The following is a 13,115-nucleotide window of genomic DNA, read 5'->3' on the forward strand; positions in this document are numbered from 1 at the left end:
GTCTACCCTGCTTCTATGAAAATGATGGAAAATGCACACTTACCCATATCACATCTTTGTCTTCAACTCCTCATCCACAATGTGTATATTTTGTACCTAAAGAACAAAATATAAAAGCAAAAAAAAATATAACCGAGCACTAAGCTCGGTTACTAAATAATAAACATTGCTACAATAGTTGTAATAATCAGTCCTGTAACAACAGGAACAAAATTTCTTCTTGCTAGATCCATAGGCAATACTCTACAAATTGCTGCAGCAGGAATTAATCCCCAAGGAACAATAGTTCCACCACCTATCCAAATAGCACCAATTTGCCCTAATGCTGCAAGTTTTGGAATACTTGCACCAATTGCAGTTCCAAAAACTTTTGCTAACGACCCAGCTAAAGACATACCTGAAAATCCTGATCCATCTAATCCTGTTATTGCTCCTACTACCATCTCCATTGTAGCGACTACTGGTCGGTTCATTGGTGCAATAGAGGCTATTGCACTGCCCATATCTGATAAAATTCCTTGAGAACCAAGAGGTAGTGCTGCTTCTCCTAAAACAGATTGTATTGGAGAAACTTCTCCCATATAGAAAAAAGCTGCAATAGGTATGATTGGACCAAAAATTTCCATACCAAACATAAATCCACCACGAACATATTCTGTTATTTTATCAAGGGCATTTACTTTATATTCTATAATACAAATAATCATAAGAATAAGTATGGCTGTTCCTCCAATGAGTGCTGTAGCATCTCCTCCTCTTAACTTAAATACAAACATAGCAATAATGTCTAATACAAATGCTATAGGAACTAAAAATGCAGCTAATTTTGCAACTGGTTTAATTCTTGTATCCTCCACTATATTAAATTTATCTATATTAGGCTTTTTTATTTTACCATTTTTCATATCTCTTTTTAATAAAACAAAGGCCGTTATAATAGTAACAATCCCCATAACCCAAAACAATATACTTCCTTTACTCATAACAGCTTCCACTGGTATACCTGCAGCAGTTGCTGTAATTGTTGGTGCTCCTTGAATAACATAATCAGTAGATAATGCCAAACCATGTCCAAATAAATTTATAGACATAGCAACACCAATAGCTGGCAATCCAACACGCAAAGCAACTGGAAGTAGTACTGCCCCTACTAATGCTGTAGCAGGTGATGGCCAGAAGAACCAAGATACCACAAGCATAATAATGCCTATAAACCAAAAAGCAATATCAGGTGTTTTGATAAACTTTCTAAATGGTTCTACCATTAATCGATTTGCACCGATTTCTTCCAAAAGCTTAGACATTGCCACAATACATGAAATAACAATAATAATCCCCAATAATTCCATACCTGCAACAATAAGTGAATCAAATACAGCTTTTGTTGCTCCAAGCATGGTTTTTTTCACCACTAACCCCATTAAAAATACCCCTAAAATACATGGGATAATGGTATCCTTCCTCATAACCATAACAACTAATACAACGATTACCATTAAAACATATACCCAATGCAATAGTGTTAATTCAACCATTCAAAAACCTCCTTTTTAAATGACTTACATTCATAATATTCATCAAAGGAGATTTGGGTTACTAAAAAAAGATGGTGATTTCTCACCATCTTTTTGACTATTCTATTGATGCATTTCCAAAGAACCAATGTCCCATTTTTGTTTTTTCCCAATTTTTCACACGTTCACTTACCATTTGAGGTCTTGTGTAGTAATAAATTGGCATAACAATCATTTCATTCATTAATAAATCTTGTGCTTTATAAAGTAAGTCAAATCTCTCTTTTCCTGTTAATAATTTTGAATCTTCGATTAATTTATCATATTCAGGACTGTTCCATTGTGCGTCATTGTTTCCAGAGTATGATAACCATAAATCAAGCATTGTCATAGGGTCAGCATAATCTCCTAGCCAACCTGCTCTAGCAATAGTAAAGTTTCCATTATGTCTTGTATCTTGGAATACTGCCCACTCTTGGTTTGTAAGCTTTACTTTAATACCAAGATTTTGCTTCCACATTTCTTGAATTGCCTCTGCAACTGCTTTATGACTTTCAAGTGTGTTATAAACTATTTCAATTTCTGGGAATCCCTTTCCATCAGGATATCCAGCTTCTGCTAATAGTTTTTTTGCTTCTTCTACCTTTGCACCATTTGGATCAATACCATAATCTCCAGCAACTTCATGGAACTCTTTTCCATCTGCATCTAGTAATCCTGGTGGTGTAAATCCTGTAGCAGGAATTTGTCCGCCTTTTGTTACTTTCTCAACAATTGCTTTTCTATCGATTGCAAGTGTTAAAGCTTTTCTAACTCTTACATCATTTGTAGGTGATTTTGTAACATTAAATATATAGTAGTATGTTCCTATTTCTGGCCATATCATAAATGTAGGATCTTCAGCTTGTAATCTTGGTATTTCTTGTACTGGAATTTTATCGATTACATCAATTTCTCCTGATTCATAAGCAGTCAAAGCTGTTGATTCTTCAACAATCATAAGTGCTTCAATTCTATCAATATTTACTTTATCTGCCTTCCAATAGTTTTCATTTTTCTCAAGAACAATTCTATCTCCCATAGCATACTCTACTAATTTAAATGGTCCATTTGAAACAGCTGTTTCAGGGTTTCTAGCCCATCCTTCTGGGTCTTTTTCTACCATATCTTTTCTTACTGGCATATAAGTATAGAATGCAGTTAAGTTAAGAAAATATGGTGTTGGTGCTTTTAATGTAACCTCTAACGTCTTATCATCCTTAGCTACAATAGCTACATCATCTAATGATCCTTTTCCTTCATAAGCTTCCTGTGCACCTTTAATATAGAATAATTGGAATGCATACTCAGATGGCTCTGGAACTAGATTTGGATCTAGAGCTCTCTTCCAAGCATACACAAAATCTTGAGCTTTTACTGGTTTTCCATCTGACCACTTTGCATCTCTTAAATGGAAAGTATAAGTTAATCCATCTTTAGATACTTCATAGCTTTCTGCCATAGCAGGCTCAAGTTTTCCATCTTTTTCTCTCATTAATCCTTCAAAGGTATTATTAATTACATGACCACCATCAGAAGCACTATTTAATTGAGGATCTATTGTCTTTGGTTCTGCTCCTAGATTCCATCTTAATACTTTCTTTTCTGGCTCTGCTGGAGCTTTTTGTCCACATCCTGCTAAAGCCGTAACAAACAACATAATTACTAATATAAAGGCTAAACTTTTCTTAAGCAATGTACTCCCTCCCATTTTAAAATTTTTATTTTTGTAAATTTCTTACAAAATATTTAATGTTAATTAACCACCTCCCTTAAAATGACCATAATTGATATTTTAAAAAATATTCAAAATTCTATTACAGCTTCTTAATAAGATTAAATAGTCTGAAACTTTTTGTTAAAAAAATATAAATACTATGAAGCTGTGTAATTTATTATATATGTGATATATCATAAGAAGATATATCACATATACTTTTATAACAAGTGGCAAGCAGCCATATGTCCTCCACCAATATCCTTCATTTGAGGTTCTATTTCTGAACATTTTTTCATAGCATGCGGACATCTTGTACAGAATCTACAACCAGAAGGTGGATTAAGTGGACTTGGAACATCTCCTTCTAGTAAAATTCTATTCTTTGTTTTTGATATGTCTGGATCTGGAATCGGAATAGCTGATAAAAGTGCCTGTGTATAAGGATGTGCAGGCTTTTCATAAAGCTCTTCACTATCAGCAATTTCTACTAGTTTTCCAAGATACATAACTCCTACTCTATCAGATATATATCTAACCATTGAAAGATCATGCGCAATGAATAAATAAGTTAGACCTAATTCTTGTTGTAAATCACCTAACATATTAACTACCTGTGCTTGTATAGAAACGTCTAATGCTGATATAGGTTCATCACATATTATAAATTCAGGTCTTACTGCTAAAGCTCTTGCAATCCCTATACGCTGTCTTTGACCTCCACTAAATTCGTGTGGATATCTTATAGCATGATCAGGATTAAGTCCAACTTTAGATAACAAATCATGAATAATCTCTGTTCTTTCTTTTCCCGATGCTAATTTATGAATATCTAAAGCTTCCCCTATAATATCTCCTACAGTCATACGCGTATTTAAAGATGCATATGGATCTTGAAAAATCATCTGCATTTTTTTTCTGAAAGGAAGCATTTCCTTTTCACTCATCATACCAATCTCTGCACCATCAAATATAATTTCCCCATCAGTAGGTTCATATAAACGAATAAGTGTTCTTCCAGTCGTTGATTTTCCACATCCTGATTCTCCAACAAGACCTAATGTTTCGCCTCGTTTAATATAAAAGCTTACATCATCTACTGCCTTTACATATTGGATATCCTTACCAAAAAATCCTTTTCTAATTGGAAAATATTTCTTTAGGTTTTTTACTTCTAGTAAAATATCATCCTCTTTTTTTAATAAATTTGCATTATTTTTATTCATTATACCCTCCCCCTTTTCACACCAGTATCTACATCAACTTGAGGAGCGTCTTTATGCAATAACCAACACATAGAGCGATGATTTTCTTCTGTCTCAAAATATGGAGGCAGCATTTCTTGACATACTTTCATTGCATAAGGACATCTTGCAGCAAATGGACATCCCTTCGGAGGTTTAAGTAAATCTGGAGGAGTTCCTTCTATTGGAACTAATCGTTGATTTTCTCCTAAATCAAGTCTTGGAATTGACTTTAATAATCCCATTGTATAAGGATGCTTTGGATTATAAAAAATTTGCTCAGTCGTTCCTTCCTCCATAATCAATCCACCATACATAACAATAATTCTACTACATACATCTGCTACAACACCTAAATCATGTGTAATAAGAATAATAGATGTATTAATTTTTTCCTTTAAATCCTTCATAAGCTCAAGAATTTGCGCCTGTATAGTAACATCTAATGCAGTTGTAGGCTCATCTGCAATTAATAGATTCGGTTCACAAGATAAAGCCATGGCAATCATTGCTCTTTGTCTCATTCCTCCACTAAATTCATGTGGATAGTTATCTACACGTTTTTGAGGAGATGGAATCCCCACCAATTTAAGCATCTCAATTGCCTTTTTTCTTGCTTCTTTTTTATTTAAACCTTGGTGTTTTCTTATAGCTTCCATAATCTGATCTCCAACTGTATATACAGGGTTTAAAGATGTCATAGGATCTTGGAAGATCATAGCCATTTCATTTCCTCGAATACTTTGCATTTCTTTTTCTGATAAATTTACAATATCTTTTCCTTTAAAGGTAATTTCTCCATCTACAATTTTTCCGGGATACTGAAGTAATCTCATAATAGACATAGATGTAACACTTTTTCCACTTCCTGATTCTCCAACAAGACCAACTGCTTCTCCTTTATCTAAATGAAAACTTACACCTCTTATTGCCTTAACTTCACCCACATGGGTAAAAAACGAAGTTCTAAGATTTTTTACTTCTAATACTCTATCGTTTTTCATATTGTCACCCCTTTTCTACTTACGCAAGCGTGGGTCAAGAGCATCTCTTAAACCGTCACCTAAGAAGTTAAATGCAAGCATTGTAATACATATTGCTGCTGCTGGGAAAAATAACTGATATGGATATGACCTAAGTCCTCCTAATGCATCACTAGCTAATGATCCCCATGAAGCCATAGGTGCTGAAACTCCTAGTCCTATAAAGCTTAAAAAAGATTCAGTAAATATAGCACTTGGAATTTGCATAGTCATTGTAACAATAATTGGTCCCATAGCATTTGGAATCAAATGTCTAAATAATATCCTCCATGTACCAGCTCCCAAGGTTTTAGCTGCTAGAACATATTCTTGTTCTTTTAAACTTAAAATTTGTCCACGCACAATCCGCGCCATTCTTACCCAATATATAGTTCCTAAAGTAATGATTATACTCTTAAGACCTGAACCAATTACAACCATCAGAATAATTGCATATAAAACCAATGGAATAGTAGAAATAATATCTACAATACGCATCATAATATTATCAACTTTTCCACCTATATATCCTGAAATTCCTCCATAAATGATCCCAATAAAAAAGTTAACCAAAGTTGCTACTACTGCAACAATAAGAGAAATACGTGCACCGTACAATACCCTTACATATAAATCTCTACCATGTGCATCCGTACCAAATATATGATCAGCACTAGGTGCTTCATTCCCTCTTAAAAGATTTTGCTCTGAATAACTATATGATGAAAGCCATGGTCCAACAATTGCTAATGCGAAAATAAAGGCAATCATTACAAGTCCTAACATAGCTAATTTGTTTTTCTTAAGTCGTCTCCAAGCATCTTGCCAATAAGTCATACTAGGACGAGCAATTTTTTCTTTTTCTCGATCTTTTGTGCTTATCGGCTGCCACATTTCCTGTGGAATATTTTTAATGTCCATCCTTTCATCCCCTTCCTATTCATCAACTTTAATTCTTGGATCAATGAATCCATAAGCAACATCTACAACCAATACCATAACGACTAAAAATAATGCATAAAATATAGTCATACCCATCAATACTGTATAATCTCTATTTCCAACGCTCTCTACGAAATGTTTACCCATTCCTGGAATAGCAAAGATTCTCTCAACTACAAATGATCCTGTTAATATAGCCGCAACAAGAGGTCCTACATAGGTTACAACAGGAATCAATGCATTTTTCAAGGCATGTTTTCCAACTACTACAAATTCAGACAATCCCTTTGCTCTTGCTGTTCTAATATAATCTTGCTGCAATACTTCTAACATACTAGAACGTGTCAGTCTTGCAACAAATGAAAGTGAAAATCCACTAAGAGCAATCACAGGTCCAATATAGTGTTTCCAGCTTTTTAATCCATAAGAAGGAAGCCACCCAAGTTTTGAACTAAATATATAAATAATTAATGTTCCTAATACGAAGCTAGGTATGGTTACACCTAATGTTGCCATAAACATAGCTAATTGATCCTGCCATTTGTTTTGTTTTAATGCTGAAATAATACCTATTGGAATCCCTAAAACAAGTACTAACAGTACTGATAACCCTCCGATTTTCGCTGAAACAGGAAATCCTTCTTCAATCAGTTTATTTACTGTAATACCTGTACGTTGGAATGAAGGTCCTAAATCACCTTTTATAACACCACCAAGATAATCTATATATTGCTTCCATAATGGTTGATCAAGCTTGTACTTAGCCTCTAAAGCCTTAATAACTGCAGGTGGTAAAGCTTTCTCTCTTGTAAAAGGTCCTCCTGGTATAGCATGCATTAAAAGAAAAGTAATCGTAATAACTAATAATAGCGTAATAACCATAGAAACTATTCTATTTGCAATGAATCTACCCAAAACATTCACCCTCCTTTAATCATTTTAATTAATCTTTTAGATTAATATAAATAACGGATATCCACCTCCTATTAATTGAATATAAAATTAAAATGAATTTTATTTTATTTATCATTCATTTTTCAGATAATTTTATTCATTGTAACTTTTCCATAATGTATTATTAATAATAACCAAATTTTTTTTACAATTCAACTTATTAAAGCGAATCTATTTCTTAAATATTTGTAACATTTTCTAAAGCTATTGATTTTACTGGATTTGATTCACAACTCAAAAACCTGCAGTAACATTTTCATGATTCAAAAATTGTTCAAAACAGATGAATAATTATGCTTAATTGTTTTAAGTTATTCAATTGCTATATGGAAGAAAATATAATATTGTGCATGATTCAAATACATTTTTGTCTTTCTGTACGCTATACATATACAGTTGTAAATTCCATTCATACCCATTTTGTTCAAAAAAAAGAAGGAATATCCTTCTTTAAGTGTCTAAATATTTTTTTATAATTTTGTTCACCATTTGTGGATTTGCTTTTCCTTTTGATACCTTCATTACCTGTCCTACTAAAAATCCTAATGCACGACCCTTCCCATTTTTATAATCCATAACAGACTCTGGATATTCCTCTAAAACCTTCAGTACCATCTCTTTAATCACATCTACATCTGATATTTGCATAAGTCCTTTTTCTTTTACAATTATTTCTGGATCTTTTCCTGAATTATACATTTCTTTAAATATTCTCTTACCTATATTATTACTAATAGTTCCTCTTTTTATTAATCTTAATAGCTTTGCAAAATCTTTTGCACAAAACTTAATATTTTCTATATCACTTTCACTTTCTTTTAAACTTCTATAAAATTCTGTCATCACCCAATTGCTTACCATCTTTGCATCTTGAAATTCTTTCACAACCTCTTCAAAAAAGTCTGCCATCCCTTTTGAAGAAGTTAAAATCTCTGCATCATATAAAGGTAACCCATAATCCTTTATAAATCTTTCTTTCTTATGATTTGGCATTTCAGGCAAACTTGTCCTTATTTTTTCTACCCAATCACTATCTATTTCAATTTTAACTAAATCTGGTTCTGGAAAATATCTATAATCCTCAACATTTTCTTTCATTCTCATAATGACTGTTTTATTTTTTGATTCGTCCCATCTTCTTGTTTCTTTATTTGTATTTTCTCCTTTTTTCAACAAATCAATATGTCTTTTTTCTTCGTATTCTATAGCTTTAGCTGCTGCCTTGAATGAATTTAAGTTTTTTACCTCAACAATATTACTCACAAAACTAGAATCTTCAGATTTTACATTAATGTTTATATCACATCTTAATGAACCTTGTTCCATCCTACAGTCGGAAACTTCTGTATATTGTAATATGGATTTTAGTCTTTCAAGAAATTTATATGCTTCTTCTGAAGAAGTCATATCTGGTTGTGTAACAATTTCAATCAAAGGAACCCCACATCTATTGTAATCAATAAGAGACACGCCATCTTCAGCATGCATTGTTTTTCCTGCATCTTCTTCTATATGTACTCTTTTTATTCTAATTTTTTTCTTTTTTCCACAGTCTATTTCTATATACCCATTTGTACAAATTGGCATATCATACTGAGAAGTTTGAAATGCCTTTGGCAAATCTGGATAAAAATAATTCTTTCTGTCCATCTTACAAACAGATGCAATGTTACAATTAAGAGCTAAACCTGCCTTCACAGCAAATTCTACTACTTTTTTATTTAGTACAGGCAAAGCACCAGGAAGTCCCAAACATACAGGACAACAATGGGTATTACTCTCTCCTCCAAAAGCAGTACTACATCCGCAAAATATCTTTGAAGCTGTTAATAACTCAACATGGATTTCTAAACCAATTAATGTTTGATATTTCATCTTTTCACCCCCTTATAGCTTAACTCTTTTTTTATGATAGTCTGTATTCTGTTCAAATGTATAAGCAACTCTTAGAATTGTACTTTCATCAAAATGTTTTCCTATTATTTGAAGCCCTATAGGAAGCCCATCCTTAAATCCACATGGAATCGAAATAGCTGGAAGCCCTGCCATATTTATTGGAACAGTACATACATCTGACATATACATCCCTAATGGATCATTTATTTTTTCCCCTATTTTGAATGCAACAGATGGTGTGGTAGGAGCTATTAATACATCAAAATTTTTAAATGCTTTTTCAAAATCCTGCTTAATTAACGTTCTTACCTTTAAGGCTTTTTGATAGTAGGCATCATAATAGCCTAAACTCAATGAAAAGGTTCCTAACATAATTCTCCTTTTTACTTCTTCTCCAAAACCTTCTGTTCTTGTCTTTATAAATAAATCTTTTAAACTATCATAGTTTTTTGCTCTGTATCCGTATCTAATTCCATCAAAGCGTGCTAAGTTTGAACTACACTCTGATGAAGCAATAATATAATAAGCAGATAAGGCATATTCTGTATGAGGAAGTGATACTTCTTCAACTATAGCACCCATAGATTCAAATAACTTTAAACTATCAAATATTGCTTTCTTTATATCTTCATCTACTCCTTCTTCAAAATATTCTTTTAAAATTCCAATCTTAAGCCCCTCTACATCATTTATCAATGCTTTTTTATAATCTACTCCTTTAAAGCTTACAGATGTAGAATCCATATTATCATGTCCTACAATTGCATTTAAAACTAATGCACAATCTTCTACATCCTTTGTCAAAGGTCCAATTTGATCTAATGATGATGCATAAGCAATTAATCCGTATCTTGAAACCAATCCATATGTGGGCTTTAATCCTACAATTCCACAAAATGAAGCAGGTTGCCTAATAGAACCTCCTGTATCTGAACCCAAAGAAAAAAAGGCCTCTCCTGCTGCAACAGCTGCAGCAGATCCCCCACTCGAACCTCCGGGAACCCTTTCTAAATCCCATGGATTTTTTGTTGCTTTAAAAACTGAAGTTTCTGTAGAAGAGCCCATAGCAAATTCATCCATATTTGTCTTTCCAAGCAAAATGCTTTTTTGTTCATAAAGCATTTTTGTAACTGTCGCATTATATGGAGGTATGAAGTTTTCGAGGATTTTTGATGCACAAGTAGTAAATATTCCTTCTGTACATATATTATCTTTTAAACTCATAGGAATTCCTACTAGATCAGACAGTATCTCACCAGCATGAATTCTATTATCTACTTCCTCTGCAAAGGAAACAGCATTTTCATCATTTATATAAACATAAGCCCCTACCTTAGACTCAACATTTTTCATTCTTTTTAAAATCAATTCTGTTAATTCCTTTGCACTTATTTCTTTATTTTGTAGCTTGTCCCTTATTTCATGGGCTGTCAAATGATAAATTTCCATATTCCCACTCCCTTATTCTATTATTTTAGGTACTCTAAAGCATCCATCCTGTTGATCAGGTGCATTCATAAGTACCTTCTCCTTCTCCATAGAAATTTTTATTTCATCTTCTCTAAATATATTTTTTAATGGAATGATATGATTATTAGGTTCAACCCCTTCAACATCTACTTTATTGAGTTTATCAATATATTCAATAATAACTTTAAACTGATTTATAAATCTTATCTTTTCTTCTTCAGTAAAACTTAATCTTGCCAAATCTGCTATATGCTCTACATCTTTTATGCTAATTGCCATACCTTTCTCCTCCTTTATCCTTAAAATTAAATAAGAATCAGCAGCTGCTGATTCTTATTTAATCATTTGTTCAAATTCTTCTTCGCTAATTACACGAATCCCTAATTGATTTGCTTTTTCCAATTTTGAACCTGCTTCAGCTCCCGCTAGTACATAACTTGTCTTTTTACTTACACTCCCTGAAACCCTTCCACCTAATTTTTCTATAATTGCCTTTGCATCATTCCGCTTATATTTTTGAAGTGTTCCTGTCAATACAAATATTAATCCTTCAAATTTCTTTTCTACTTCCTCCTCTGAAGTTTTTAAAGCTTTCATATTTACACCAGCAGCTCTTAATTTTTCAATAGTTTTAAGGTTCCTATCTTCTTTGAAAAAAGCTTCTATGCTTTTTGCCATTTTGTCTCCTATCTCAGGAATGGCTACAATTTCTTCATAGGTTGCTTTCATCAATTTATCCATATCTCCAAAAGCATCTGCTAAAAGTTTAGCTGCTCTAACACCTACTAGTTTTATTCCTAAACCGAAAATTACACGATCCAAATCATTATTTTTAGATTTTTCAATAGCATTTATCAAATTTTGAGCAGATTTTTCTCCCATTCTTTCCAAAGGAACTAAATCTTCTTTTTTAATAGAATATAAATCTGCAAAATCTTTAACCAAATTATTGTCTAACAATAAATTTACAATTGACTCCCCAAGCCCATCAATATTCATAGCATCTCTTGATACAAAATGTATAAAACCTCTCCTTAATTGAGCAGGACAAGCAGTATTTATACATCTTGTAACAGCTTCACCTTCTAATCTTATAACCTCTTCACCACAAGCTGGACAAACTTTTGGCATTTTAAATTCTTTCTCTTGACCTGTTCTATCATCAAAAACAACACGAACAACTTCTGGTATAACATCTCCTGCCTTTTGAATTATTACTCTATCCCCAATACGAATATCTTTTTCTTTAATGTAATCCTCATTATGCAATGTAGCACGGCTAATAACAGATCCTGCTACCCTGACAGGTTCAAGTTCTGCCGTTGGTGTTAATGCTCCTGTTCTTCCAACTTGAATAGTAATATCTTTTACAATTGTCTTTTTTTGTTCAGCAGGAAATTTATAAGCAATAGCCCATCGTGGACTCTTAGATCTTGTACCAAGAGCCTCTCTTTGTTCTAAATCATTTATCTTAATAACAAGTCCATCAATCTCAAAAGGTATATTGCTTCTTTTTTCTGCCCATTTTTCACATTGATCTATTACTTCTTCTATGCTATGGCAAACTTCGTACATAGAAGTTTTAAACCCTAAGCTTTTAAGATATTCAAATCCTTCTGTATGCTTGCTAATATGCATATTTTTAATTGTTTGTATATTGAAAATAAATATATCTAAATTTCTCTTAGCAGCTATTTTAGGATCAAGCTGTCTTAAAGAACCAGCTGCCGCATTTCTAGGATTTGCAAAAATAGTTTCTCCTTTTTCAGCTTGTTTTTGATTTAATTCTGCAAATTTTTCCCGGGAAATATAAACCTCCCCTCTTACTTCAATATCTATTTCTTCCTTTAACTTAAGTGGAATGGTCTTTATTGTTCGTAGATTAGATGTAATATCTTCTCCAACAAATCCATCTCCACGAGTAGCCCCTTGAACAAATATTCCTTTTTCGTACTTTAAAGATACAGACAATCCATCAATTTTAGGTTCAACTATATACTCTATCTTACCATCAATAACTTTTCGGATTCTATTATGAAAATCTAACAAATCCTCTTTGTTATAAGAATTGTCTAAACTAAGCATTGGCACACTATGCTGCACTTGAACAAAAGCTTCTAGAGGCTCTCCCCCTACCCTTTGCGTTGGTGAATCCTGACGAATAAGCTCTGGAAATTGCTTCTCTAATGATATTAATTCATTCATCAGCATGTCATATTCATAGTCTGTAATTTCTGGATTATCTAATACATAATACTTATAATTATGCTCATTGATAATATCAATCAATTGATCTATTTTTTTACGTGCCATTTCT

General features: G+C 32.7%; 10 protein-coding genes. All 10 read right to left on the reverse strand.

The window, feature by feature from the left end; translation table 11 throughout:
- Positions 1-152 precede the first annotated feature (152 nt).
- Entirely contained in the window at positions 153-1,535 is a 1,383-nt protein-coding gene (locus FQB35_RS11890) for a hypothetical protein (protein WP_148810101.1), read from the reverse strand.
- Positions 1,536-1,632: 97 nt separating this feature from the next.
- Complete coding sequence (locus FQB35_RS11895; RefSeq protein WP_231701790.1) at positions 1,633-3,249, reverse strand: peptide ABC transporter substrate-binding protein; 1,617 nt, start codon at positions 3,247-3,249, stop codon at positions 1,633-1,635.
- A 242-nt stretch (positions 3,250-3,491) separates the two neighbouring features.
- Positions 3,492-4,496, reverse strand: a complete 1,005-nt coding sequence (locus FQB35_RS11900; protein ID WP_148810103.1) for an ABC transporter ATP-binding protein — start codon at positions 4,494-4,496, stop codon at positions 3,492-3,494.
- The gene (locus FQB35_RS11905; RefSeq protein WP_148810104.1) at positions 4,496-5,518 is read right to left on the reverse strand and encodes an ABC transporter ATP-binding protein; all 1,023 of its coding nucleotides are present in this window, start codon (positions 5,516-5,518) and stop codon (positions 4,496-4,498) included. Before FQB35_RS11905 ends, FQB35_RS11900 begins: the two co-directional genes overlap by 1 nt.
- A 15-nt stretch (positions 5,519-5,533) precedes the next feature.
- A complete protein-coding gene (locus FQB35_RS11910) occupies positions 5,534-6,457 on the reverse strand; it encodes an ABC transporter permease (protein WP_148810105.1) in 924 nt (307 codons plus the stop codon).
- A gap of 15 nt (positions 6,458-6,472) precedes the next feature.
- Positions 6,473-7,393 carry an ABC transporter permease gene (locus tag FQB35_RS11915; protein ID WP_148810106.1) on the reverse strand — a complete coding sequence of 307 codons (921 nt, stop codon included), beginning with the start codon at positions 7,391-7,393 and terminating at the stop codon, positions 6,473-6,475.
- 489 nt (positions 7,394-7,882) lie between these two features.
- Positions 7,883-9,307: an Asp-tRNA(Asn)/Glu-tRNA(Gln) amidotransferase subunit GatB gene (gene gatB, locus FQB35_RS11920; protein ID WP_148810107.1), complete on the reverse strand. Its 1,425-nt coding sequence runs from the start codon at positions 9,305-9,307 to the stop codon at positions 7,883-7,885.
- A gap of 12 nt (positions 9,308-9,319) precedes the next feature.
- Positions 9,320-10,777, reverse strand: a complete 1,458-nt coding sequence (gatA, locus tag FQB35_RS11925; RefSeq protein WP_148810108.1) for an Asp-tRNA(Asn)/Glu-tRNA(Gln) amidotransferase subunit GatA — start codon at positions 10,775-10,777, stop codon at positions 9,320-9,322.
- A 12-nt stretch (positions 10,778-10,789) separates the two neighbouring features.
- The gene (gene gatC, locus FQB35_RS11930; protein ID WP_148810109.1) at positions 10,790-11,077 is read right to left on the reverse strand and encodes an Asp-tRNA(Asn)/Glu-tRNA(Gln) amidotransferase subunit GatC; all 288 of its coding nucleotides are present in this window, start codon (positions 11,075-11,077) and stop codon (positions 10,790-10,792) included.
- Between the two features lie 54 nt (positions 11,078-11,131).
- Positions 11,132-13,111, reverse strand: coding sequence for an NAD-dependent DNA ligase LigA (gene ligA, locus FQB35_RS11935; RefSeq protein WP_148810839.1), 1,980 nt, complete (start codon positions 13,109-13,111; stop codon positions 11,132-11,134).
- Positions 13,112-13,115: the final 4 nt, after the last annotated feature.

The sequence above is a fragment of the Crassaminicella thermophila genome, assembly GCF_008152325.1.
Taxonomy (GTDB): domain Bacteria; phylum Bacillota; class Clostridia; order Peptostreptococcales; family Thermotaleaceae; genus Crassaminicella_A; species Crassaminicella_A thermophila.